This is a genomic window from Actinomadura chibensis NBRC 106107 (assembly GCF_001552135.1).
Taxonomy (GTDB): Bacteria; Actinomycetota; Actinomycetes; order Streptosporangiales; family Streptosporangiaceae; genus Spirillospora; species Spirillospora chibensis.
On sequence record NZ_BCQP01000078.1, the window covers coordinates 16,614 to 41,293 of the forward strand.

Here is a 24,680-nt window from a genome sequence, read left to right on the forward strand (position 1 = left end):
TCTCAGTCAGTCCGGGGGTATCAGTGACGCGGCTCCGGCACGAGCACCTGCCGGAGGGACTCGAAGTCCTCGACGCACTTGCCGGTGCCGAGCACCACCGAGTCGAGCGGGTTGTCCACCAGGTGGATGGGCATCCCGGTCTCCTCGCGGAGGCGCTCGTCGAGGTTCTTCAGCAGCGCGCCGCCGCCGGTGAGGGCGATCCCGCGGTCCATGATGTCGCCGGACAGCTCGGGCGGGCACTTGTCGAGGGTGGTCTTCACCGCGTCCACCACGGCGTTGACCGGCTCCTCGATGGCCCGCCGCACCTCTTCGGCGGAGATCACCACGGTCTTCGGCAGCCCGCTGACGAGGTCGCGCCCGCGGATCTCCGCGTGCGGCTCCTCGTCCCCGCCCGGGTAGGCGGAGCCGATCGCCATCTTGATCTCCTCGGCGGTCCGTTCCCCGAGCATCAGGGAGTATTCCTTCTTCGAGAAGGAGATGACCGCCTGGTCGAGCTCGTCGCCGCCGACGCGGACGGACTGGCTCGTGACGATCCCGCCGAGCGAGATGATCGCGACCTCGGTGGTGCCGCCGCCGATGTCGACCACCATGTTGCCGGTCGGCTCGTAGACGGGCAGCCCGGCGCCGATGGCGGCGGCCATGGGCTCCTCGATGATGTACACGCGGCGCGCGCCGGCCTGGTATCCGGCCTCCTTCACCGCGCGCTGCTCGACGCCGGTGATCCCGCTCGGCACGGCCACCACGATGCGCGGCTTGGCGAAGTGCCGCCGCTTGTGCACCTTCTGGATGAAGTACCGCAGCATCCGCTCGGTGACGTCGAAGTCGGCGATGACGCCGTCCTTCAGCGGGCGGACGGCGACGATGTTGCCCGGCGTGCGGCCGATCATCCGCTTCGCCTCGATGCCCACCGCGACGATCTTCCCGGTGTTGGTGTTGATCGCCACCACGGACGGCTCGTTGAGGACGATCCCTCTCCCGCGCACGTAAACCAGAGTGTTGGCGGTTCCGAGATCGACCGCCATGTCACGGCCAAGAAACGACAGCTTGTTACCCATGAAGAAAGGGAGCCCTTCATGATTGACGGGCGTGTATAGCGGCGTGTCCATCGTAACGTGCGGCCACGTCCGCGGGCAGTCACCCCGCCGTCGCGCGTCCCCCAAAAAACGAACCCTGACCAGCGCCGGTTCCCCAAACATAGGTCACGGATCTTGGCCGTGCCAAGACCACCGACAAGATTGTGACCCCAATCCACCCGAAGAAATTGGACCGCCCCAACCCCGCCGGTTCGCCCCCACCCCGCCCCACCGACCGAACCTCACCCCGCACCACGCAGGAACCCAAGCCGGGGTCACGCCTGAACCTCAGCCGGGGTCACGGTTCGTGCGGCCGGAGGGCGGCCACGCCCGGAGGCCGCACGAACCGCGGAGCGAGGGGCCGTTTCCCGAAAGCGAACGCGACTCGGGAAACGGCCCCTCGCGACCAACGGGGGTTCCAGGGGGTCGCCCCCCTGGGAGATCAGAGCTCCGGGAAGAACAGCTTGATCTCCCGGTCCGCCGAGTACGTCGAGTCGGAGCCGTGGACGATGTTCTCGCCGATCTCCAGGGCGAAGTCGCCGCGGATGGTGCCGGGGGTGGCGCTGACGGGGTCGGTGGCGCCGGCGAGCGCGCGGAACGCCTCGATGGCGCGCGGGCCCTCGACGACCATGGCGACGAGCGGGCCGCCGGTGATGAACTCGACCAGTTCGCCGAAGAACGGCTTGCTGGCGTGCTCTTCGTAGTGGGCTTCGGCGGTGTCGCGGGAAAGGGTGCGGAGCTCCAGCGCGACGAGCTTCAGGCCCTTGCGCTCGATGCGGGAGATGACCTCGCCGATGACGCCGCGGCGGACGCCGTCGGGCTTGACAAGGACCAGGGTGCGCTCGGACACGGGTGGTTCTCCTCGAAGACTTTCGGATTCATGCGGCGCGCGAATCCTACCGGGCGCGGGACGCTGCGGCGGACCTGCCGGGCGGTGCGGCGGCGACGGCGGCGAGCAGCACGGCGGCGGCCGCGGCGACGGCGAGCCAGCCGTGGTAGCCGTCGAGCAGCGCGTGCGCCCGTTCGGTCTCGGACGCGGGCCGGAGCCGTTGCAGCCGCGCCGCTTGCAGGGACAGGACGAAGAGCTGCCCGGTGAGCACGGCGGGGAAGCAGAGCGAGAGGCCGAAGAGGGCGGCGCCGACTCCGGCGTCCCGCAGGGAGGCGGCGAGGGCGCCGCCCGCGCCGGCGCCGAGCAGGACGAGCGGCCCGAGGAGGGTCCATTGGTCGTGGACGTCGGCGGTGAGGCCGAGCGGGACGGCCGCGGCCACGAGGCAGGATCCGGCGCGGACGGCGCGGCGGGCGGGGAGGCGGGTGGAGCCGAGCGCGGCGAGCACGGCGGCGGCGGCAGCGGCGGCGAACGGGAGGAGCGGGACGGCGGCGTCCCGGCCGTGGGCGTCGGCGGCGGCGAGTCCGGCGAGCGGGCCCGCGACGGGGTGGCAGAGCGCCCCGGCGGCGATCATGACGACGGCGCAGCCGAACGGGCTGCCGGCGGCGGCGTCGCGGCGGGCGGTGAGGGCGAGGCCGAGCAGGGCGGCGAGGGCGAGCGCGGCGACGACGAGCCGCGCGCCGGGCGACCAGGCGTGCGCGGCGACGACGGCGAGGAACGCGAAGCCCGCCGCCGGGGCGAAGGGCAGCAGCAGTTGCCCGCGCTCGGCGTGCCGGGCGGCGGGCAGCGCGGACGGTCCGCGCCCGCGCAGCGGCAGGTGGACGGCGGCGGCGACGGCCGCGGCGACCGCCGGCCAGGCGTAGGGGGCGAGCGCGTCCCGCCAGTCGGCAGCGGTGTCCCCCGCCGGGACGGCCCGCAGCGCCAGCGGCATCGCGACGATCAGCATGCCCGCGAGGACGCCCGCCCAGAGCGCCGCGAGGGCCCGGCTCCGGCGCTCCCACACGAGGACGAGCGAGGCGGGCAGGACGATCCCGGCGCCCGCGCCCTGCACGGCGCGGACCATCCCGGCGAGCGCGACCGAGTGGGCGAGCCGCGCCGTCCCGAGCCCGGCGAGCAGCAGGGCGAGCCCGGCCGCGAGCACGCCGAGCGCGGGGTACCGGCGCGCGGCGACCGCGCCGAGCGGGACGGCGGCGAGCAGCGCGGGCAGGGACAGCCCGGTGGCGAGCAGCAGGGCGGGGACCCCGCCGTCCCCGAGATCGAGGGCGTCCGCGGCGGCGGGGACGACGTTGCCCGCCGCGTCCGGGACGACGAGGACGGCGGCGGGCACGGCGGTCAGGGCGAGCAGCAGCGCGCCGAGGGCCGCGAGCCGCCGCCGGGCCCGCCCCTCCCGAGGCGCGCTCGGGGACCACGGGACGGGACGGGCGCGGCCGGGCGCGGACCCGCCGGTGTGCGATGACAGCGCCTGCAGTGACACGGCCCGCTCCTTCGCAGGGTCGTCATCCGCCGGACGCGCATTCCGGAAAGCGAAGTATGTCGGAATTGCGAAATAGATCGGAAATGCCAATAAAAGGCGGACGAGATCGTATTGTCATCCGGCATTGACCGGCGTCCCGCATCGCTCACGCGATCGGCGGCGAATAAGGACCGGCGTACCGTCCCGGCGAATTTAGCGCGGCCGGACGCTCTCCGCCTTGCGTCCCATCCAAATGGCCGTCCCCCAGAGCGCCCCGAACAGGACGCCGAGGAAGAACATGGCCGGGACCATGAACCCGGTCGCGACGATCAGAACCTGCAGGACGGTCCCCACCGCGAGGGCCCACCGGAACCGCAGCAGCCCGGCGAGCAGCAGGCACGCGACGGCCAGCCCGCCGCAGACGCCCCCGGCGGTCGCGCCGTCGACGTCCAGCACCGACACCGCCACCGGGATCGCCAGCGCGATCACGATGGCCTCGCAGCCCAGCACCGTGGCGAGCAGCCGCCGCGCGGGATTCGGCGCGGCGGTGCGCCGGTCCGTGGCCGTCACCGCCCCTCCTCCACCCGCAGCAGGGTCCGGGCGTCGCCGGCGGTGACCACCGAACCGGTGATCAGAACCCCGGCGCCGCGGTACTCGCCGGTCTCCTCGGCCAGCCCGATGGCCCGGTCGATCGCGTCGTCCAGCCGGTCGGCGACGTGCACCCGCTCGGGGCCGAAGATCCCCTCGGCGATCTCGGCCAGCTCCTCCGGCGGCATCGAGCGCGGCGAGGAGTTGCGGGTGACGACCAGCTCGGCCAGCACGGGTTCGAGCTGGTCGAGGACGCCCGCGACGTCCTTGTCGGACGCGATCGCGAGGACCCCGGCGAGCCGGGTGAAGCCGAACGACTCGGTGACCGTGTTGACGGTCGCGGCCATCCCGGCGGGGTTGTGCGCGGCGTCCAGCAGGACGGTCGGGCCGGTCCGCGCGACCTCAAGGCGGCCCGGCGACGCCGACTTCGCGAACCCGCTGCGCACCAGCGCCGGGTCGAGCTGCCCCTGCTCGCCGCCGAGGTAGGACTCGCCGGGCGCGATCCGGGTCGCGGCCTCCAGGTTGGGCTCGCCGACGGTCGGCGCGCCGCTCGCGAACGCCTCGACGGCGGCGAGGGCCGTCGCGGCGTTGCTCGCCTGGTGGTCGCCGAACAGCGGCAGGAAGATCTCGTCGTACACGCCGTGCAGGCCCTTGAGCCTGAGCTGCTGCCCGCCGACCGCGACGTCGCGGCCGAGCACGCCGTACTCGACGCCCTCGCGGGCGACGGCGGCGCCGGTCTCGGCGACCCGCCGGAGCAGCACCTCGGCCGCCTCGACGGGCTGCTGGGCCAGCACCGCGACCGAGCCCGGCTTGATGATCCCGGCCTTCTCCCCCGCGATCTCCTCCAGCGTGTCGCCGAGGTAGCGGGTGTGGTCGAGGCCGATCGGGGTGATCACGGCGACGGCGCCGTCCGCGACGTTGGTGGCGTCCCAGACGCCGCCCATCCCGGCCTCGACGACCGCGACGTCGACCGGGGCGTCCGCGAACGCCGCGAACGCCATCGCTGTCAGCACCTCGAAGAACGACAGCTCGACCGGGTGCTTGCCGTCGACGAGCTGGACGTAGGGCAGGACGTCCTCGAACGCGGCGGCGAAGCCGTCCTCGCTGATCGGCTCCCCGTCGATCGCGATGCGCTCGCGCAGGGTGGTCAGCTCCGGGCTGGTGTACAGGCCCGTGCGCAGCCCCCGCTCGCGCAGCAGCGCCTCGACGAGCCGCGCCGTGCTGGACTTGCCGTTCGTCCCGGCGATGTGGATCACCGGGTAGGCGCGCTGCGGCTCCCCGAGGACGTCGAGCAGGTCGCGGACGCGGTCGAGGGTCGGATCGATCTCCCACTCGACCCCGCGGGCCATGATCGCGCCGACGGCGCGCCGGTAGCCGGACGGCTCGGTCATCTGACTCACGGCCACGAGCCTACTCGGCGCCCGACCACGCCCCGGACGCCCCCACACTGGAGGCATGGACGTCTTCTACCGGGAATGGGAGCGGCGGGCCCCCGGCGAGACCCGCGACCTCGCGCGCGCCCGCGCCCTCGCGGACGCGCTCGGCCTGCTGGCCCCGGACGTCCCGGTCCTCGTGGTCGTCGGCTCCAAGGGGAAGGGGACGGCCGCCACCTACGCGTCCGCCTTCCTCGCGGCGGCCGGGCTGCGCGTGTGCACGGTCACGAGCCCGGGGCTGCGCAGCGACCGCGACCGCATCAGGGTGGACGGGCGCGCCCTGTCCGCCGCCGAGCTGGACGCGCTGCGGGACGTCCTCGACGAGGCCGTCGCCGCGCTGCCGCCGCCCTCGCGCGGCTACCTCGCGCCGACCGGGCTCTTCACCCTCTCCGGCGTACTCCACGCGCGGGAGGTGGACGCGGACGCGATCGTCCTGGAGGCCGGGATGGGCGGACGCTCCGACGAGGTGTCCCTGTTCGGCCCGGACGTCGCCGCGATCACGCCGATCTTCCTGGAGCACGCCCACATCCTCGGCGGCACCCCGGCGGAGATCGCCAAGGAGAAGCTCGGGGTGGCGGGGCCCGACACGGTCGTGGTGTCCGCGCCGCAGTCCGCCGAGGTCACGGAGGCGCTCGGGGACGTCGAGCGGATGCGGCCGGGCGACTCCGGCCTCCCGCTCGGCCTGCTCCCCGCCGGTCTCGGCCGGACCAACGCCGAACTCGGCGTCGTCGCCGCCCGCCGCCTGCCCGGCATCGCCGAGCCCGCGCCCGAGACGCTGCGCGACGTGCTGGCGTCGATCGTCCTGCCGGGGCGGCTGTCCTGGCACGACGTCCCCGGCACCGCGACGCGGCTGCTCGTCGACTCGGCCATCGACCGGACCGGGGTGGCGGCCGCGCTCGCCGCCGCGCGCCGCGCCTGGGGCGAGATCGACCACGTCGTCGTCTGCCTCCCCGACCACAAGGACGTGGACGGCGCCGTCGCCGAACTCGACGGGCTGCCCGTGACGTTCGCCCGGCTGCCGTGGCCGCGGCTGAGCTTCACCCGCCCGCTGCCGCCCGGCTGGGAGGTCGTCGACGCGGCCGCCGTCACCCGCGAGTCGCTCGCGGCGCTCGGCCGCCGCGTCGTCGTCCTCGGGACCGTCTACTTCACCGGGCACGTCCTCGGCGCGGTGGACGCCTCCACCGAGCGGCTGTTCGTCACCGCGGCCGTTCGACGTCCTTCCTGATCCGCCGCATCACGTCGGCCATCAGCGTGAACTCCGGGTTCACCGACGGGACGTTCGACGCGACGATCCCGTAGGAGTCGCCGGTCGCCCACGCGCAGTACGTGTGCGTCTGCGCCAGGACGGCGAACGTGCCGCACGCGGCCCGCCCGCCCTGGGGGCCGGGGTCGGCGTCCTGCCCGGCGATGAACGTCGTCGGCTGCGCCTTCTGCAGGAAGTCGGCGGGGCTGCCGACCCGGCCCGTCCCGCCCACGAACAGGACGTTGACCCGCCGCACCGGCTCCTCGCTGTAGACGGCCTGGCCGCGCTTGGCGGCCGGGACCCCGCCCGCCTCGACCGCGCCCGCGACGAACGGGTACGCGGCGCTCGCCGCGGGCCCGACGAGGGCGTCGCGGTGCAGCCCGCCCGCCGTCCCGCCCGCCTCGATCACCTTCTTGGACGCGGGGAGCCCGGTGACGCGGGCGTTCTGCTCGCCGCCGCCCTCGGAGCGGAGGGCGAACACGCCCGCCGCGACCACCACGCCCGCGACCAGCAGGCCGCCCAGCGCCAGCAGCAGGCGCGGCCCGCGCGCCGACCCGGCGACCGGGCCCGGCAGCGGCGGCAGTGGGCCCGTGCCGTTCGGCGGGGCGGGGAACGCGCCCGACCCGTCCGCGACGACCGGGTGGCCGCCCGTCCCGCCGCCGATGATCGGGTGGCCGCCCGTCCCGTCGCTGACGATCGGGGTCCCGCCCGTCCCGCCGCTGATCACGATCTGCGGGCCCGAGCTGTCCGGGAGGACCTGCGGGCCGGTGCCGGGGTCGGCCGTCCACCAGGGGCGCGAACCGCCCCAGGGGCCGTGCTCGCCGTGCTCGCCGTCCGCGCCGCCCGCCTCCCCGTCCTCGGCCCGCCGCGGGTCGTCACCGGACACCGAGTCCGGCCTATCGGACCGAGGTGGTGAATCGGCCATTGCACTCCTGATGGTTCATGTGCCGCAAAGCCCCGCGGGCCCACCCGGATCGTAGACCGCGCCGGGCCGCCGCGCCGACGGTTCCGCCCGCTCGCCCGGCTCAGCCCGCGGGCAGCGCGGCCAACTGCGACTCAAGGCGCTTGATGTCCGCCTCGGCCTGGGCGAGCCGGTCCCGGTTCTTGGCGACGACCGCCTCCGGGGCCTTCGCCATGAACGCCTCGTTGCCGAGCTTGCGGCTCGTCTGCTCGACCTCCCTGCGGGCGGCGGCGAGGTCCTTCTCCAGCCGCTTCCGCTCGGCCGCGACGTCGATCGCGCCGGCCGTGTCGAGCCGCACCGCGACGCCCTCCACCGGCAGCGACGCCGTCGCCGCGAACCCCTCGCCCGGGACGGTCAGCCGCAGCAGCGACCGGACGCCCTCCTCGTGCGCGGCGAGCGGCGAACCGCCCCACTCCAGCGCCGCCGCGACCTTCTGGCCCGGCTTCAGGCCCTGGTCGGCGCGGAACCGGCGGACCTCGGTGACGAGCCGCTGCAGCGACTCGACCACGGCCTCGGCCGCGGGGTCGGCGCGGCCCGGCTCGGCGGTCGGCCACGGCGCGGTGACGATCGTCGCGCCGCCGGTCAGGGACGTCCACAGCTCCTCGGTGACGAACGGGATCACCGGGTGCAGCAGCCGCAGCAGCTTGTCGAGCACCTCGCCGAGGACGCGCCGCGTCGCCTCCGCCCGCTCGTCGGCGAGCTGCACCTTGGCCAGCTCGACGTACCAGTCGCAGACCTCGTCCCACGCGAAGTGGTAGAGCGCCTCGCACGCCTTCGCGAAGTCGTAGCCCTCCAGGTGCTCGTCGACCTCCGCGACGACCGACTGGAGCCGCGACAGGATCCAGGCGTCCACGGTCGACAGCTCGGCGGGCATCCCGCCCCGGACGTGCGCGCCGTTGATGAGCGCGAACCGCGTCGCGTTCCACAGCTTGTTGCAGAAGTTGCGCGAGCCCTGCGCCCACTGCTCGGCGACCGGGACGTCCCCGCCCGGGTTCGCGCCGCGCAGCAGCGTGAACCGGGTCGCGTCGGCGCCGTACTCGTCGATCCAGTCGAGCGGGTCGATGACGTTCCCGAACGACTTCGACATCTTCTTGCCGAACTGGTCGCGGACCATCCCGTGCAGGGCGATCGTCCCGAACGGCTGGACGCCGTCCATCGCGTACAGCCCGAACATCATCATCCTGGCGACCCAGAAGAACAGGATGTCGTAGCCGGTGACCAGCACGGACGTCGGGTAGAAGCGCTTCAGGTCGGGCGTCTCGTCCGGCCAGCCGAGCGTCGAGAACGGCCACAGCGCGGACGAGAACCACGTGTCGAGGACGTCGGTGTCCTGCGTCCACCCCGCGGGGGGCTCCTCGTCCGGGCCGGGGCAGACGACCTCGCCGTCCGGCCCGTACCAGACCGGGATGCGGTGCCCCCACCAGAGCTGCCTGCTGATGCACCAGTCGTGCATGTTGTCGACCCACTCGAAGTACCGGGACGCCATCTCCGGCGGGTGGATCTTCACGCGGCCGTCGCGGACGGCGTCGCCCGCGGCCCGCGCCAGCGACTCGACCTTCACGAACCACTGCAGCGACACGCGCGGCTCGACGACCGTCGCGCAGCGCTGGCAGTGCCCGACCGAGTGCTTGTAGGGGCGGACCTCCGCGACGATCCGGCCCTGCTCGCGCAGCGCGGCGACGACCGCCGGGCGCGCCTCGAACCGGTCGAGGCCCGCGAACGGGCCGGACGCGGTGACGACGCCGCGCTCGTCCATGACCGACAGGGACGGCAGCGAGTGGCGGCGCCCGATCTCGAAGTCGTTGGGGTCGTGCGCGGGCGTCACCTTGACGGCGCCCGTCCCGAACTCGGGGTCGACGTGCTCGTCGGCGACGACCGGGATGCGGCGGCCGGTCAGCGGCAGCTCGATCTCGCGCCCGACCAGGTGGGCGTAGCGGGCGTCGTCCGGGTGGACGGCGACGGCGGTGTCGCCGAGCATCGTCTCCGCCCGCGTGGTCGCGACGACGATCTCGTCGTCGCCCGATCCGTAGCGGATCGAGACGAGTTCGCCGTCGACCTCCTCGTGCTCGACCTCGATGTCGGACAGCGCGGTGAGGCAGCGCGGGCACCAGTTGATGATGCGCTCGGCGCGGTAGATGAGGCCGTCGTCGAACAGCCGCTTGAAGATGGTGCGGACGGCGCGGGCGCGGGCGTCGTCCATCGTGAACGCCTCGCGCGTCCAGTCGACGCTGTCGCCGAGCCGCCGCATCTGGCCGAGGATCCGGCCGCCGGACTCGCCCTTCCACTGCCAGACCCGCTCGACGAACGCCTCGCGGCCGAGGTCGTGCCGCGACACGCCGTCCTTGGCGAGCTCGCGCTCGACGACGTTCTGGGTGGCGATGCCCGCGTGGTCCATGCCGGGGACCCACACGGCCTCGTAGCCCTGCATGCGCCTCCGCCGGATCAGCGTGTCCTGGATGGAGTGGTCGAGGGCGTGCCCCATGTGCAGCGAGCCCGTGACGTTCGGCGGCGGGATCACGATGGAGAACGCGGGACGCTCCGGCGCGCCCTTCGGGTCGCCGGTGAACAGCCCCTCCGCTACCCACCGCTCGTAGAGCCGGCCCTCGACGTCGGCCGGTCGGTACTGGGTGGGCAGGTCGACGTCCGCTGCGGCCCCCTGGCCGCGCTCAGTGCTGGGCTGTGTCACGGCTGACGATTCTACGGGGACCGCGGAGGTGGCGGCGCCTCCGCCGGCCCGCCCCGGGACGCGGGTTCCCGCCGCGGTCGGGACACAGGTCACCTGACACCGGGTCGCCCCGCCGGAAAGGGTTGCGGGGAACACCCGAAACGGCGGCGCGGGAGGAGGGGGATGGGATGCGAGCGGCACTGGCACGCGCTGCCGTGCTGGCCGGCGCGTTCACCGCGGGGGCCGTGGCGGCACGTGCCGCGACCATCCCCCACCTCCGCCGCCTCACGTCCGACCTGCAGCGGTCGCGCGAGCGGATCCTCGCGAGCCGGGAGGAGGAGCGCCGCCGGCTGCGGCACGACCTGCACGACGGGCTCGGCCCGACCCTCGCCAGCCTCGCGATGTCGCTGGACGCCGCGCGCATCACCCTCGCCTGCGAGCCGGACCGGACGGACCCGCTGCTCGCCGACGTCCGCAACCGGCTCGCGTCGGCGGTCGGCGAGATCCGCGACCTCGCGCACGGCCTGCGCCCGCCCGCGCTGGACGACCTCGGCCTCGTCGCCGCGATCGAGTCGTTCGCCGACGGCTGCTGCGAGCGGGTGGACGTCCGCTTCGACGGCGAGCACCTGGAGCTGCCCGCCGCCGTCGAGGTCGCGGCGTACCGCATCGCGCAGGAGGCGCTGACGAACGTCCGGCTGCACGCCCGGGACAGCACGGCGACCGTCCGGCTGCACCGGGACGTCGAGCTCCACCTGATGGTCGCCGACACCGGGCCGGGCCTCCCGGACGCCGCCCGCAACGGCGGCCAGCCCCGGCCGCGGCGCGGCATGGCGGCGATGAAGGAGTGGGCGGCGGAGGTCGGCGGGAGCTGCGCCATCACGTCCAGGACGGGCGGCGGGACGGTCGTCACCGCACATCTTCCCCTGACCCCGGCGGAGGTCACCGCCGGGTACGATCGTCCCTTCACGGGGAAGGGACGGGCGTAGATGACGGAGATCATCCGTGTCCTCATCGCCGACGACCACCCGGTGTTCCGGCAGGGGCTGAAGGGGCTGCTGCAGGCGCTGGGCGTGGAGGTCGCGGGCGAGGCCGAGAACGGTCCGGAGGCGGTGAAGCTCGCCGCCGACCTGCAGCCGGACGTCGTCGTCATGGACCTGCACATGCCGGGCGGCAACGGCATCGAGGCCACCCGGACGATCACCCGGACCAGCCCGCGGATCGGCGTCCTCGTCCTCACGATGTTCCGCGACGACGACTCGGTGTTCGCGGCGATGCGCGCGGGCGCCCGCGGCTACCTGCTGAAGGAGTCCGGCGCCGAAGAGATCGCCCGCGCGGTGAAGGCGGTCGCCGCGGGCGAGGCGATCTACGGACCGGAGATCGCCCGCCGCGTCCTCACCTACTTCACCGACATGCCCGACCCGAGGCGCGCCGCGTTCCCCGAGCTCACCGACCGGGAGCGGGAGGTCCTCGAACTGATCGCGCAGGGCCGCAGCAACTCCGAGATCGCCGGGACGCTGTTCCTCAGCCAGAAGACCGTCCGCAACCACGTGTCGAACATCTTCATGAAGCTGCACGTCGCGGACCGCGCCCAGGCCATCGTCGTGGCCCGCGAGGCGGGCCTCGGCGAGTCCCGGGGCTGACCTCAGCCGGACGGCGCGGGCAGCCGCGGCTTCCGGTAGGCGGAGGGCGTCCCGTCCGGGCCGAACTCAAGCCCCGCGAACCCCCGCGGGTACGTGTCGGGCTCGTACAGGAACCGGAGGACGGTGCCGTCGGGGTCGGGCACGTCGAGCGCGGCCCCGTAGGGCCCGCGGTGCTGGACGTCGCCGTGGGAGAAGCCGAGGCTCTGGCACCGCCCGATGATGGTGTTGAGCGCCTCGGCCGACTCGACCTTCAGCGCCACGACCTCGGCCCCGGAAAGATCCCCGGCACAGTACCGCCGGTCCCGCAGCGAGACGTGCAGGTCGGCGTCGGGCTCCCATAACACGACCCCGCGCACGGCCCCGTCCTCGAAGAACTCGAACACGGGCACCAGATCAAGCAGCCGCCGGTACCACTCCGTACTGGCCACCAGATCCGACACCGGAACCTTCACCTGTCGAATCTTCGCAATACCAACACCCATCCCCCCACGATCCCACGCCCCCCACCCGGCCGATCGGGATTCAGGAGAAGAAATGATCATGGGACCGCTCCACACCCAAACCGCGCCGACCGCCCTCAATCCCACGATCGGTAAAGCCCCGAACCGAACCCCCCACCGCAACCACCAGGCGACGTGGTAGCCCTCACGTCTAGCAACCAAAGCACGACTGCAACCGGCAAGCAGGACGGGGCCCACATCCCAACCCCACCGCCGGTCACAAAGGCGGCACTGGAGGATGGACCCCCCAAGATCCTGTATCCGGATCACCGACCGCAACCGGCAGGGGGGCGTGGGGGCGGAGCCCCCCACATCGGGGGTTCCAGGGGGTCGTCCCCCTGGGCCAGCACGAAGTCCGCGACTAGGCGAGCGCTCTCCGCGAGCACACCTGTCCTAAGCGGACTTCTCCCGGGGCTCGCGCTTCGGCCGGTCGCGCGGGACGAGGGTCGGGTTGACGTGCTCCAGGACGGCCTCGCGGGTGATCACGACGCGGGCGACGTCCTGGCGGCTCGGCACCTCGTACATCACGGAGAGGAGGACCTCTTCCATGATGGCGCGCAGGCCGCGGGCGCCGGTGCCGCGCAGGATCGCCTGGTCGGCGATGGCCTCCAGGGCGTCGTCGGTGAACTCCAGGTCGACGCCGTCGAGCTCGAACAGCCGGTGGTACTGGCGGACGAGCGCGTTCTTCGGCTCGGTGAGGATGTTGATCAGGGCGTCGCGGTCCAGGTTGTGGACGGACGTGATCGACGGGAGCCGGCCGATGAACTCCGGGATCATGCCGAACTTGAGCAGGTCCTCGGGCATGACGTCGCCGAGCACGGCGGAGCCGTCCTCGAAGTCGGACTTGGAGCGGATCTGGGCGCCGAAGCCCATGCCCTGCTTGCCGACCCGGGACTCGACGATCTTCTCCAGCCCGGCGAACGCGCCGCCGCAGATGAACAGCACGTTCGTGGTGTCGATCTGGATGAACTCCTGGTGCGGGTGCTTGCGGCCGCCCTGCGGCGGGACGCTCGCCGTGGTCCCCTCCAGGATCTTCAGCAGCGCCTGCTGGACGCCCTCGCCCGACACGTCCCGGGTGATCGACGGGTTCTCGCTCTTGCGGGCGATCTTGTCGACCTCGTCGATGTAGATGATCCCGGTCTCGGCCTTCTTGACGTCGTAGTCGGCGGCCTGGATCAGCTTCAGGAGGATGTTCTCGACATCCTCGCCGACGTAGCCCGCCTCCGTCAGGGCCGTGGCGTCCGCGATGGCGAACGGCACGTTGAGGAGCTTGGCGAGCGTCTGCGCGAGCAGCGTCTTCCCGGATCCGGTGGGGCCGAGCAGCAGGATGTTCGACTTGCCCAGCTCGACGGCGTCGTCGCGGCCGGTGTCACCGGACTGGATCCGCTTGTAGTGGTTGTAGACGGCGACCGACAGCGCCTTCTTCGCCGTCTCCTGCCCGATCACGTAGGAGTCGAGGAACTCGTAGATCTCCCGCGGCTTGGGCAGGTTGTCCCACTTGAGGTCGGAGGTCTCGGAGAGCTCCTCCTCGATGATCTCGTTGCAGAGATCGATGCACTCGTCGCAGATGTACACGCCCGGACCCGCGATGAGCTTCTTGACCTGCTTCTGGCTCTTCCCGCAGAACGAGCACTTGAGCAGGTCACCACCGTCGCCGATGCGTGCCACCCAACTGTCTCCTTTTCGTGGGGCCGTCCGCTGTGGAGAATGCGGCGCAGCTCGGTTGCGTCCCGAAGGCTCTCGACGTTGGATTCGACGTTACCGCCTCCAACGGACTTGGAAAGCCCCTCGCCCGGAAGTGTGACGCCCGGGCTGGGGGTCTCCCACGTCCTCGTGTCGTCTCAGGACGACACTACCTCGGCCTTGCGCTTCCTGCTGGCGAAGACGTCGTCGATGAGACCGTAGTCCTTCGCCTCGTCCGCCGTGAGGATCTTGTCGCGCTCGATGTCCTTGCGGACCTGGTCGACGCTCTTGCCGCTGTGCTCGGCCAGGATGCTCTCCAGCAGCTCCCGGATGCGCAGGATCTCGCGCGCCTGGATCTCGATGTCGCTGGACTGGCCGTAGGTGCCCTCGGTCGCGGGCTGGTGGATCAGGATCCGCGAGTTGGGCAGCGCGGCGCGCTTGCCGGGCGTCCCGGCGGCGAGCAGCACGGCGGCGGCGGACGCGGCCTGGCCGATGCAGACCGTCTGGATGTCGGGCTTGACGAACTGCATCGTGTCGTAGATGGCCGTCATCGCCGTGAACGAGCCGCCGGGCGAGTTGATGTAGATGCTGATGTCGCGGTCGGGGTCGATCGACTCCAGGGTGATCAGCTGCGCCATCACGTCGTTGGCGGACGCGTCGTCGATCTGCACGCCGAGGAAGATGATGCGCTCCTCGAACAGCTTGTTGTACGGGTTCATCTCCTTGACCCCGTACGTGGTGCGCTCGACGAACGACGGAATGATGTACCGGTTGTCGACCGGCATCGGGGAGCCGCCCGCGTGGACGCCGGGACGGACCAGATCGCTGAAACCGGGGCGGTAGAGGTCGCTCACTGTGTGCCTCCGAAAAGTAGTGAGGTCGTCAGGAGACGGGGCCCTCGGAGGGCACCTGGGTTGCGCTGAGGACCACGTGGTCGACGAACCCGTAGTCCTTGGCCTCGTCGGCGGTGAACCAGCGGTCGCGGTCGGAGTCGCGCTCGATCTGGTCGAGCGCCTGTCCGGTGTGCTCGGCGATCTTCTCGGCGAGCGTGCGCTTGACGTACAGCATCTGCTCCGCCTGGATCTTGATGTCGGAGGCGGTGCCGCCGATGCCGCCGGACGGCTGGTGCATCATGATGCGCGCGTGCGGCAGGGCGTAGCGCTTGCCGCGCGTCCCCGCGCACAGCAGGAACTGCCCCATCGACGCGGCGAGGCCCATGCCGACCGTGACGATGTCGTTCGGGACGTACTGCATGATGTCGTAGATCGCCATGCCGGCGGTGACGGAGCCACCTGGCGAGTTGATGTAGAGCGTGATGTCGCGGCGCCCGTCCTCGGCCGACAGCAGCAGCAGCTCGGCGCAGATGCGGTTGGCGATGTCGTCGTCGACCTGCTGGCCGAGGAAGACGATCCGCTCGCGCAGCAGGCGCTGGAAGAGCTGGTCGCCGAGCGGCAACAGGGGCGCCTCGGCGACCCGCGCCTGGATCCGCGACGACTCGTCGAAAGTCGGAGGCATGCTCACCGGGTGTTCCTCCGGTCCTTTTAATCGGTTCGGATGATTGGACATTAACGCGCGCACGGGCCCGCTTAAGCCCGTGAGGCCGCCTTTTCGCCAGGGGCGTACCCGGTCGCCACCGGGCGTGTCACGGAATACGCGAGACCCTCGCGATCGCGGCATACCCGGGGAGGGCGCGTCCCACCCGGACCGGACCCCCCAACGGCGGACGCCCCGCACCCGGGCGGGGGTGCGGGGCGTCCGGACGGCGCCCGATGCCGCGGAGGACCGCGGCGTCGGCTCAGGACTCCTTGGTGTCGGCGTCCTTCTCGTCCTTCTCGTCCTTCTCGGCGGCCTCGGCGTCGGCGTCGGCCTTCGCCTCGGGAGTGGCCTCGGCCGTCTCCTCCGCCGTCTCCTCGGCCGCCTCGTCGGCCTCCGTGGCCTCCGTCGCGGCGTCCTCGGCCTGGTCGGTCTCGCCGTTCAGCTCGCGCCGGATGGCGTCGAGGTCGATGACGTTGCCCGACTCGTCCTTCACGGTGACGTGCTCGACGATGAGGTTCAGCGCCTTGTTGCGCAGCACCTCGGACACGATCGCCGGCAGCTGGTCGTTCTGCGTGAGGTACTCGGCGAGCTGCTGCGGCTGCACGCCCATCTGCATGGCCTGCGAGACGACGTACTCGGAGAGCTCCTCGTTCTCGACGTTCAGCTCCTCCTGGACGGCGAGCTGGTCGAGGACGAAGCCGCCCTTCACCGCGAGCCGGGCCGCCTCGGCGACGTCCTTGTCGAACTCCTCCTCGGACTTCTCCTCGTCCTTGAGGTAGTCCTCCTTGGACATGCCCGACATGGCGAGCTGCTGTTCGAGCTGCTGGTTGCGGCGGCTGATCTCCTCGTCCACGACCTTCTCGGGCAGCGGGACCTCGATCTTTTCGAGCAGGGCCTCAAGGGCCTTGTCGCGCGCCTCGGAGAGCTGCTGCAGCCTCACCTGGCGGCCGAGCCGCGCGCGGACGTCCTCGCGCAGCTCCTCGATCGTGTCGAACTCGCTCGCCAGCTGGGCGAACTCGTCGTCCGGGTCGGGCAGGTTCTTGATCTTGACGCTCTGCACCGTGACGGTGAACTCGGCCTCCTCGCCGGCGCGCTCGCCGCCCGCGAGGGTGCCGGTGAACGTCTTGTCCTCGCCCGCGGCGAGCCCGGTCAGCGCCTCGTCCAGGCCCTCGACGACCGAGCCGCTGCCGACCTCGTAGGAGTAGCCGGCGGTGGAGGCGTCCGCGACCTCCTCGCCGTCGATCCGCGCGACGAGGTCGATGACGGCGAAGTCGCCCTCCTCGGCCGCGCGCTCGGCGGTGGTCAGCGACGCGAACCGCTCCCGCAGGTTGTCGATCGTCTCCTGGACCTGCTCGTCGGTCACCTCGGCGTCGTCGACGACGACCTCAAGGCCGTCGTAGTCGGGGACCTCGAACTTCGGCCGGATGTCGACCTCGGCGGTGAACGCGAACTGGGTGCCGTCCTCCAGCTCGGTCACCTCGACGTCGGGCTGCCCGAGGACGAAGATCTCGGTCTCCTCGACGGCGCGGCCGTACAGGCCGGGAAGCGCGTCGTTGACGGCCTCCTGCAGGACCGCTCCCCGGCCGACGTACTTGTCGATCAGCGGGGCCGGGACCTTGCCGGGCCGAAAGCCCTTGATCCGCACCTGCTGAGAGATCTCCTTGTACGCCTTGTCGAGGTTCGGCTTGAGCTCGTCGAACGGAACCTCGACGGTGAGCTTGACCCGCGTGGGGGTCAGCTCCTCGACATCGGTCTTCACTGGGGTCGGTCTCCTTGATCGGGCGCTGCTTCGGCCGCGGCGTCGACACGTGCTTTTCATGCTGCCTGCGAGGCCCTCGGCCTGCACGCGGACGGCCCTCGTCGGTCGGCCCGCCCGTGTCGTTCAACGGCCGGTCAGTCTCTCAGCGGCGCGGGCACGCCGAATACGGCTCCGCGCCTTCGCGCGGCCAAGTCTATGGGGTAGCGGCGCGGTGTGCGGACATCGGACGCCCGCGAGACCGGCGAATCCGCGTCAACGATCCCGTACGGGCAGTGACATTACGCATGGGAAGGCCCATACTCGTCCGGGATGAACGGGATAGCCGCGGCCTTCAGTGCGACCGGTCTCTACTACCTCGGGTTCGCCGTCTTCAAGCTCGCGGCGGACCGGATGGCCCCGCTCCGGGGCAACCGGATCCCGCACATGGCCTGGACGATCCTCACCAACTGGATCTTCCTGGTCGCGCTCGCGTTCGTCCTCGGCGGGCTCGGCCTGCAGATCATCGCGCTCGGCGGGCTGCCGCTGTCGACCGCCGTCCCGATCTTCATGTCCGGCGCGGTCCCGCTGCTGCTGATCGCGCTCGTGTTCTTCGGCGAGCGGCTGACGGCCCGCGAGTGGCTGAGCGTGGTGCTGATCGGCGGGGCGATCCTGCTGCTCACCGCCTCGCTGAGCGGGGACGAGCCGATCCGCTCGGCGGACGCGCCGCTGTGGAAGATCGCGGTCGTGGCGGCCCCGGCGGTGCTGGTGCCGGTGCTGATCCTCGCCCTCGGCGACCACCGGCCGGACGGCCGGCACGCGCGCCCGGTGACCGGCATCGCCTACGGGCTGGGCTCGGGCTTCCCGGTCGGCACCGCGGAGCTGGCGATCAAGGGGTGGAGCGACGACCCGCACGCCACGAGCGCGGGGATCGCGGCGACCCCGTGGCCCTACCTGACGGTGGTCGCGGCCGGGATCGGGTTCGGGATCATGGTCATGGCGTTCCAGCGCTGCCGGGTGTCGGTCGTGGCGACCGTGATGACGGTGTCCGCGAAGACGTACCTGCTGACGATGGGGACGTTCATGTACGCCGAGCCGTGGCCGCAGGACGTGGCGCACTCGGCGATGCGGCTGGGCGCGCTCGTGCTGGGCGCGGTCGCCGTCGCGCAGTTCCCCCGGCACCGCCCGATCGCGGACGAGCCGCGCGGCGAGGCGCCCGCCGACACGCGGCCCCACCGGGACCCGTTCGGCGGCGATCCCGCCGCGGACGACTGGGCCGGGCGGCCACTGCTGCCGCAGCCGCGCCGCCCGCTCGGTCAGGGGCCCTACGACCGGGCGGAGCCGCCGCGGCGCCCCGACCGGCCGCGGACTCCGACCGAGACCGGGTCGGACGGCCGCTGGCGCGGCTTCGGCGGCTGACGGGCACCCGGCCGGGTACCCGTCAGCCTTTCGCAGGTCCTGCCCCCCGGGTCAGCGGCCCTTGCGGCCGTCGCCGGGGAGGCCCTTGTCGAGGCCCGCCCGGCGCAGCGCGTCGGCCATGGCGCCGCCGCCGGAGGAGCCGCCGCTCCCCTGCCCGTCGCGCCCGCGCCCGCGGCCCTGGCCGCCGCGCCCGCCCTGACCGCCGCGCGCACCGCCCTGGCCGCCGCGTCCGCCGCCGCCCTGGCCGCCGCGCTGGTTCTGGCCGCCGCCGCGGTTCTGGCGGGCGCCGCCGCCCTGCTGCCCGCCCGGCTGCCCACCTTGCTGCCCGCCCTGCTGGCCGCCCTGGCGTCCGCCGCCCCTGCGGCCGTCCTGGCGGTCGCGGCCGGGCTCGTCGTCCAGGCGGAGGGTGAGCGAGATGCGCTTGCGCTGCAGGTCGACGTCCAGCACCTTCACCCGGACGATGTCGCCCGGCTTCGCGACCTCGCGCGGGTCGGACACGAACTTGTCCGACATCGCGGAGATGTGGACGAGCCCGTCCTGGTGGACGCCGACGTCCACGAACGCGCCGAACGCGGCGACGTTGGTGACGACCCCCTCAAGGATCATGCCGGGCTCCAGGTCGGCGAGCTTGTCGACGCCCTCCTTGAACGTGGCCGTCTTGAACGCCGGACGCGGGTCGCGCCCCGGCTTCTCCAGCTCGGCGAGGATGTCGGTGACGGTCGGCAGCCCGAACGTGTCGTCCACGAAGTCGGACGGCTTGAGGGCCCGCAGCGCGGCGGAGTTGCCGATCAGCGCCTTGATGTCGGCGCCCGCCGCGTCCAGGATCCGCCGGACGACCGGGTACGCCTCCGGGTGGACGCTGGACGCGTCGAGCGGGTCGTCCCCGCCGGGGATGCGCAGGAACCCGGCGCACTGCTCGAACGCCTTCGGGCCGAGCCGCGGGACGTCCTTCAGCCCGCTCCGGCTGCGGAACGGCCCGTTGGCGTCGCGGTGCGCGACGATGTTCTCCGCGAGCCCCTCCCCGATCCCGGACACGCGGGTGAGCAGCGGCGCGGACGCGGTGTTGACGTCCACCCCGACGGCGTTCACGCAGTCCTCGACGACGGCGTCGAGGGAGCGCGACAGCTTCACCTCGGAGACGTCGTGCTGGTACTGCCCGACCCCGATCGACTTCGGGTCGATCTTGACGAGCTCGGCGAGCGGGTCCTGGAGGCGGCGGGCGATGGAGACGGCGCCGCGCAGCGACACGTCCATGCCGGGCAGCTCGCGGCCCGCGTACTCCGACGCCGAGTACACCGACGCGCCCGCCTCCGACACCATGATCTTGGTGAGCTTGAGGTCGGGGTGCCGGGCGATCAGGTCGGCGGCGAGCTTGTCGGTCTCCCTGGACGCGGTGCCGTTGCCGATGGAGACGAGGTCGACGTTGTGCTCGCGGGCGAGCCGGGCGAGCGTCTCGATCGACTCGTCCCACTTCCTGCGCGGCTCGTGCGGGTAGATGGTGTCGGTGGCGACGACCTTGCCGGTGGCGTCCACGACGGCGACCTTCACGCCGGTGCGCAGGCCCGGGTCGAGCCCCATGGTGGAGCGGGTCCCGGCGGGCGCGGCGAGCAGCAGGTCGCGCAGGTTGGCGGCGAAGACGCGGACGGCCTCGTCCTCGGCCTCCTGGCGGAGCCGGGCGCGCAGGTCGATGCCGAGGTGGACGAGGATCCGGGTCCGCCACGCCCAGCGGACGGCGTCGTTCAGCCACCTGTCGGCCGGGCGCCCCTGGTCGGTGATCTCGAACCGGCGCGCGATCTCGGCCTCGTAGGAGCTGCGGGCGGCCGGGGCGTCGTCCGGCTCCTCCTCCGGCTCCAGGTCGAGGTCGAGCACCTCTTCCTTCTCGCCGCGGAACAGCGCGAGGACGCGGTGCGAGGGCAGTTTCGCGAACGGCTCGGCGAACTCGAAGTAGTCGGCGAACTTCGCGCCCGCCTCCTCCTTGCCCTCGCGGACGCGGGAGACCATCCGGCCCCGGTTCCACATGCGCTCGCGCAGCGCGCCGATGAGGTCGGCGTCCTCGGCGAAGCGCTCGACGAGGATGGCGCGGGCGCCCTCCAGCGCGGCGGCCGCGTCGGCGACGCCCTTGTCGGCGTCCACGTAGCCCGCGGCGGCCGCCTCCGGGTCGTTGGACGGGTCGGCGAGCAGCAGGTCGGCGAGCGGTTCGAGCCCCGCCTCGCGGGCGATCTGCGCCTTGGTGCGGCGCTTCGGCTTGTACGGGAGGTAGATGTCCTCCAGCCGGGCCTTGGAGTCGGCCGCCATGATCTGGGCCTTGAGCTCGTCGGTGAGCTTGCCCTGCGACTCGATCGACTCCAGGATCGCGCCGCGCCGCTCGTCCAGCTCGCGCAGGTAGCGCAGCCGCTCCTCCAGCGCGCGGAGCTGCGCGTCGTCGAGCGCCCCCGTCGCCTCCTTGCGGTAGCGGGCGATGAACGGGACGGTCGCCCCGCCGTCGAGCAGGTCCACCGCGACCCGCACCTGGCCCTCGCGGACGCCGATCTCCTCGGCGATCCGCTGGGTGACGGGCCGCGGGCCCTCGTGTCCGGTGGACGTCTGGCTGATGGTCGCTGTCACAGCTTGGTTCGCTTTCTCCCCTGGATGTCGCCGTTGCATTGTCCAGGGAACCGGGCCCGTTGTCTCGTCGACCGCCGGGTCGGCCGCCTTCCCGCCTGCCCGTGACCGAGTGATCACGCACGGGGGCGGGGTAGGGGTAACTCCCCCTGGGGGTGCCGGCGAATGGGGGCTTAGCACCACCGATCCCTGGACGGCCACCGAACACAATGATGGGGTCGGAACGCCAGGGAACGCACCCCATGGAGGAACACGTGAGCGACAGCGAGCGCCTCGCCGAGCGGCTCGGAGGGTACGCGCGGCGTGCCTTCGCCGGCTTCGTCCGGGGCGTGATCCAGATCGTCCTGGCGTTCACGGTGAACCTGCCGCTGTTCATCCTCGCCGTGCTGTCGATCGCCTTCATCCCGCTGGGCGTGGGGGTGCTGCTGGCGCCGGCCGTGTTCGGCGCGATCAGGTCGATCGCCAACCAGCAGCGGGTGTGGGCGGACGAGTGGTACGGGGTGCGGATCGCCGTCCCGTACCGGGCCGAGCCCGCCGGGGGCCTCGGCCCGTTCGGGCGGCTCCGGTGGCTGCTCACCGACCCGGCGACCTGGCGCGACCTGCTGTGGTCGTTCCTGAACGTGCCGGTCGCGCTCGTCCTCGGGATCCTCGGCGGCGGGCTCGCCCTGTACGGCCTTGAGGGCGTGTTCGTCGCGCCGTGGCTGTCGTACGTCACCGCCTACGGGTGGGGCCCGTTCTGGCCGCTGGAGGACTACGGCGTGGTCGGCGTCGCGGGGTCGGCCGTGCTGGGCGCCGGGCTGATCGCGGTGTCGGTCCCGGTGGGGCCGATGTTCTTGAAGGCGCACGCGCTGTTCTGCCAGGCGCTGCTATCCCCCACGCGCGCCGCGCTGACCGAGCGGGTGCGGCGGTTGACCGAGACGCGGTCGGAGACCGTGGACGCGTCCGCCGCCGAGCTGCGCCGCATCGAGCGCGACCTGCACGACGGCGCGCAGGCCCGGCTCGTCGCGCTGAGCATGAACATCGGGCTGGCCGAGGAGATGATGAAGCACGACCCGGAGACCGCGCAGCAGCTCCTCGCCGAGGCGCGCGCGGCGAGCGGGACGGCGCTGACCGAGCTGCGCGACCTCGTCCGCGGCATCCACCCGCCGGTGCTGGCCGAGCGGGGCCTCGACGGGGCCGTCCGGGCGCTGGCGCTCGGCCTGCCGCTGCCCGTGGACGTCCGGGTCGACCTGCCGGGACGCGCCGACGCCCCGGTCGAGTCGGCGGCCTACTTCGCGGTCGCGGAGATGCTCGCGAACGTCGTCAAGCACTCCGGCGCCGCGCGCGCCTGGGTCCAGATCGAGCACACCGGCGACCGCCTCCTCATGATCGTCGGGGACGACGGGACGGGCGGCGCCGACCCCGCGCGCGGGTCCGGTATGCGCGGGATCGAGCGCAGGCTGGCCGCCTTCGATGGCACGATGGCCGTGACGAGCCCGTCCGGCGGGCCGACCGTCGTGACCATGGAGCTGCCGTGCGCGTTGTCATCGCCGAAGATCTCGCCCTCCTGAGGGACGGGCTGATCCGCCTGCTCGGCGCCTTCGGCTTCGACGTGGTCGAGGCCGTGGACAACGGCCCCTCCCTGCTGCGGGCGCTCACCACGCACCGTCCGGACGTGGCGGTCGTGGACGTCCGCCTCCCGCCGACGTTCACCGACGAGGGCCTCAAGGCCGCGCTCGCGGCCCGCAAGGAGATCCCCGGACTGCCGGTGCTGGTGCTGTCGCAGCACGTGGAGCAGCTCTACGCGCGGGAGCTGCTGTCCGACAGCGGCGGCGGCATCGGCTACCTGCTGAAGGACCGCGTGTCCGACGTCAAGGTCTTCGTGGAGGCGGTGCGCCGGGTCGCCGACGGCGGCACCGCCCTCGACCCGGACGTCGTGTCCCAGCTCCTCACCCGGCACGCCCGCGAGGAGCCGCTGCAGCAGCTCACCCCCCGCGAGCGCGAGGTCCTCGGCCTGATGGCGGAGGGACGGTCCAACGCGGCGATCGCGGCGAAGCTGTTCGTCACCGAGAAGGCGATCAGCAAGCACACGAACAACATCTTCGGCAAGCTCGGGCTGCCGCAGTCCGAGGACGACAACCGCCGCGTCCTCGCCGTCCTCGCCTATCTGGGCGCCTGAGCCGCCGGGCCCGGCCGTGTCAGCGAGCCCACGGCGGGACGAGCCGCTCGGCGCCCTGCGGGGCGATGGCGCAGCGCGTCTCGTCCACGAGCTCCTCCGGGTCGTAGGCGAGGCATCCGGCGTGGGCGGCGACCACGGCGGTGAACCCGGCGTCCGGCCGGGTGGTCATCTGGCGCGGCACGTCGGCGGGCAGGACGACCGTGTCGCCGGGGCCCGCCTCCAGCGTGCGGCCGTCCAGGTCGATGGACGCGGTTCCGGTGAGGAACGTCCAGACCTGCTCGGTGTCGAAGGCGTGCAGCGGCCCCGTCCGGCCGGGCGCGAAGTCGACGCGCCAGACGGCGATGCCCTCGGTGCCGCCCTGGGTGGGCGTGGCGAACGTCGTCATCGTTCCGTTGGGCGTCTCGGTGCGGCGGCTCTCGGCGGCGCGGATGAGCGTCATGGTCCCCGATCCCCTAAATTAGACAATGTGGTTGTCCATATAGTCAACGAGGTTGTCTTTTATGTCAAGCGAGCGTGATCCCGCCGAGCCCGAAGACGCGCCCGGGTACGAGCTGCCGCTGCGCCTCTTCCTGGCCTTCCGCGGGATCGTCGACGAGCTGAACGCCGAGCTGGCCCGGCAGGGGCACCCCGACCTGCGTCCCATGCACGGCTTCGTCTTCCAGGCCATCGGCCCGCACGGCACGACCGCGGTCGAGCTCGGCCGCAGGCTCGGCGTGTCCAAGCAGGCGGCGGGCAAGATGATCGAGTCGCTGGAGCGGGCCGGGTACGTCGAGCGCGGCGCCGACCCGGCGGACGCGCGGCGTAAGATCGTCCGGCTGACCGCGCGCGGGACCGACTCGCTCGACCGCGCCGCGCTGATCTTCGAGCGGATCCGGGACGACTGGGTCCGCCGGCTCGGCGCGGGCCGCGTCCGGGCGCTGGAGCACGATCTTCGGCAGGTCACGCCCGCCGATCCGTGGCGGCTCGACGTCCCGGGTTGGTTCGGCGCGGGCTGAGATTTCTTTGCGAGGTTACGACCCATATGTGCCCAGGCAGCCGCTTAGACCACCCCGCGCGGGGCGAGCACGGCGCGCGCAGGGCCTTGAACGCACCGTTCCACCCGGTTA

The 24,680-nt window shown here is 72.6% G+C and carries 21 protein-coding genes; 7 read left to right on the forward strand and 14 right to left on the reverse strand.

Features of this window, described 5'->3' with window-relative positions; all coding sequences use genetic code 11:
- Positions 1–20: 20 nt before the first annotated feature.
- The 5 genes from ACH01S_RS37735 to ACH01S_RS37755 form a co-directional block, all read right to left on the reverse strand.
- Positions 21–1,055, reverse strand: a complete 1,035-nt coding sequence (locus ACH01S_RS37735) for a rod shape-determining protein (RefSeq protein ID WP_067794123.1) — start codon at positions 1,053–1,055, stop codon at positions 21–23.
- Positions 1,056–1,515: 460 nt separating this feature from the next.
- Positions 1,516–1,923, reverse strand: a complete 408-nt coding sequence (ndk, locus tag ACH01S_RS37740) for a nucleoside-diphosphate kinase (RefSeq protein ID WP_067903927.1) — start codon at positions 1,921–1,923, stop codon at positions 1,516–1,518.
- A gap of 46 nt (positions 1,924–1,969) precedes the next feature.
- Positions 1,970–3,433 (reverse strand): hypothetical protein, encoded by a 1,464-nt coding sequence (locus ACH01S_RS37745; protein ID WP_067903930.1) that lies wholly within the window; start codon positions 3,431–3,433, stop codon positions 1,970–1,972.
- A 192-nt stretch (positions 3,434–3,625) separates the two neighbouring features.
- Positions 3,626–3,982 (reverse strand): DUF4233 domain-containing protein, encoded by a 357-nt coding sequence (locus tag ACH01S_RS37750; protein WP_067903933.1) that lies wholly within the window; start codon positions 3,980–3,982, stop codon positions 3,626–3,628.
- Positions 3,979–5,391 carry a bifunctional folylpolyglutamate synthase/dihydrofolate synthase gene (locus ACH01S_RS37755; protein WP_067903936.1) on the reverse strand — a complete coding sequence of 471 codons (1,413 nt, stop codon included), beginning with the start codon at positions 5,389–5,391 and terminating at the stop codon, positions 3,979–3,981. Before ACH01S_RS37755 ends, ACH01S_RS37750 begins: the two co-directional genes overlap by 4 nt.
- 64 nt (positions 5,392–5,455) lie before the next feature.
- On the opposite strand from ACH01S_RS37755, the gene ACH01S_RS37760 reads away from it, so the two are divergent.
- Positions 5,456–6,658: a folylpolyglutamate synthase family protein gene (locus ACH01S_RS37760; RefSeq protein WP_067903939.1), complete on the forward strand. Its 1,203-nt coding sequence runs from the start codon at positions 5,456–5,458 to the stop codon at positions 6,656–6,658.
- Here the strand turns inward: ACH01S_RS37760 and ACH01S_RS37765 are convergent.
- A complete protein-coding gene (locus ACH01S_RS37765; RefSeq protein WP_067903942.1) occupies positions 6,630–7,562 on the reverse strand; it encodes a hypothetical protein in 933 nt (310 codons plus the stop codon). The genes ACH01S_RS37760 and ACH01S_RS37765 overlap by 29 nt on opposite strands.
- A 139-nt stretch (positions 7,563–7,701) precedes the next feature.
- Positions 7,702–10,323 carry a valine--tRNA ligase gene (locus ACH01S_RS37770; protein ID WP_067903945.1) on the reverse strand — a complete coding sequence of 874 codons (2,622 nt, stop codon included), beginning with the start codon at positions 10,321–10,323 and terminating at the stop codon, positions 7,702–7,704.
- 167 nt (positions 10,324–10,490) lie between these two features.
- Between ACH01S_RS37770 and ACH01S_RS37775 the strand changes: the two genes are divergently transcribed.
- A complete protein-coding gene (locus ACH01S_RS37775; RefSeq protein WP_083981593.1) occupies positions 10,491–11,288 on the forward strand; it encodes a sensor histidine kinase in 798 nt (265 codons plus the stop codon).
- Positions 11,289–11,942, forward strand: coding sequence for a response regulator transcription factor (locus tag ACH01S_RS37780; RefSeq protein ID WP_067903948.1), 654 nt, complete (start codon positions 11,289–11,291; stop codon positions 11,940–11,942).
- A gap of 2 nt (positions 11,943–11,944) precedes the next feature.
- On the opposite strand, the gene ACH01S_RS37785 is transcribed toward ACH01S_RS37780, so the two are convergent.
- The 5 genes from ACH01S_RS37785 to tig all read right to left on the reverse strand — a co-directional run bounded on the left by ACH01S_RS37785 (position 11,945) and on the right by tig (position 17,420).
- A complete protein-coding gene (locus ACH01S_RS37785; RefSeq protein ID WP_083981594.1) occupies positions 11,945–12,394 on the reverse strand; it encodes a VOC family protein in 450 nt (149 codons plus the stop codon).
- 441 nt (positions 12,395–12,835) lie between these two features.
- Complete coding sequence (gene clpX, locus ACH01S_RS37790; RefSeq protein WP_067903954.1) at positions 12,836–14,110, reverse strand: ATP-dependent Clp protease ATP-binding subunit ClpX; 1,275 nt, start codon at positions 14,108–14,110, stop codon at positions 12,836–12,838.
- A gap of 173 nt (positions 14,111–14,283) precedes the next feature.
- Positions 14,284–14,910: an ATP-dependent Clp protease proteolytic subunit gene (locus ACH01S_RS37795; protein ID WP_067903997.1), complete on the reverse strand. Its 627-nt coding sequence runs from the start codon at positions 14,908–14,910 to the stop codon at positions 14,284–14,286.
- A gap of 97 nt (positions 14,911–15,007) precedes the next feature.
- Positions 15,008–15,640: a ClpP family protease gene (locus tag ACH01S_RS37800; protein ID WP_083981595.1), complete on the reverse strand. Its 633-nt coding sequence runs from the start codon at positions 15,638–15,640 to the stop codon at positions 15,008–15,010.
- Between the two features lie 280 nt (positions 15,641–15,920).
- Positions 15,921–17,420 (reverse strand): trigger factor, encoded by a 1,500-nt coding sequence (gene tig / locus ACH01S_RS37805; protein WP_067903956.1) that lies wholly within the window; start codon positions 17,418–17,420, stop codon positions 15,921–15,923.
- Between the two features lie 309 nt (positions 17,421–17,729).
- On the opposite strand from tig, the gene ACH01S_RS37810 reads away from it, so the two are divergent.
- On the forward strand, positions 17,730–18,815 hold the full coding sequence (locus ACH01S_RS37810; RefSeq protein WP_246237189.1) for a DMT family transporter: 1,086 nt from the start codon (positions 17,730–17,732) through the stop codon (positions 18,813–18,815).
- Positions 18,816–18,866: 51 nt separating this feature from the next.
- Here the strand turns inward: ACH01S_RS37810 and ACH01S_RS37815 are convergent, their stop codons facing one another.
- Positions 18,867–21,419 carry a Tex family protein gene (locus tag ACH01S_RS37815; protein ID WP_067903959.1) on the reverse strand — a complete coding sequence of 851 codons (2,553 nt, stop codon included), beginning with the start codon at positions 21,417–21,419 and terminating at the stop codon, positions 18,867–18,869.
- Positions 21,420–21,670: 251 nt separating this feature from the next.
- On the opposite strand from ACH01S_RS37815, the gene ACH01S_RS37820 reads away from it, so the two are divergent.
- Entirely contained in the window at positions 21,671–22,966 is a 1,296-nt protein-coding gene (locus tag ACH01S_RS37820; protein WP_246237188.1) for a sensor histidine kinase, read from the forward strand.
- Positions 22,930–23,574, forward strand: coding sequence for a LuxR C-terminal-related transcriptional regulator (locus ACH01S_RS37825; protein ID WP_067903961.1), 645 nt, complete (start codon positions 22,930–22,932; stop codon positions 23,572–23,574). Before ACH01S_RS37820 ends, ACH01S_RS37825 begins: the two co-directional genes overlap by 37 nt.
- Positions 23,575–23,593: 19 nt before the next feature.
- Here ACH01S_RS37825 and ACH01S_RS37830 read toward each other — a convergent pair whose 3' ends face one another.
- Positions 23,594–24,013, reverse strand: coding sequence for a cupin domain-containing protein (locus tag ACH01S_RS37830; RefSeq protein ID WP_067903963.1), 420 nt, complete (start codon positions 24,011–24,013; stop codon positions 23,594–23,596).
- Positions 24,014–24,074: 61 nt separating this feature from the next.
- On the opposite strand from ACH01S_RS37830, the gene ACH01S_RS37835 reads away from it, so the two are divergent.
- Positions 24,075–24,569: a MarR family winged helix-turn-helix transcriptional regulator gene (locus tag ACH01S_RS37835; RefSeq protein WP_067903966.1), complete on the forward strand. Its 495-nt coding sequence runs from the start codon at positions 24,075–24,077 to the stop codon at positions 24,567–24,569.
- Positions 24,570–24,680 lie beyond the last annotated feature (111 nt).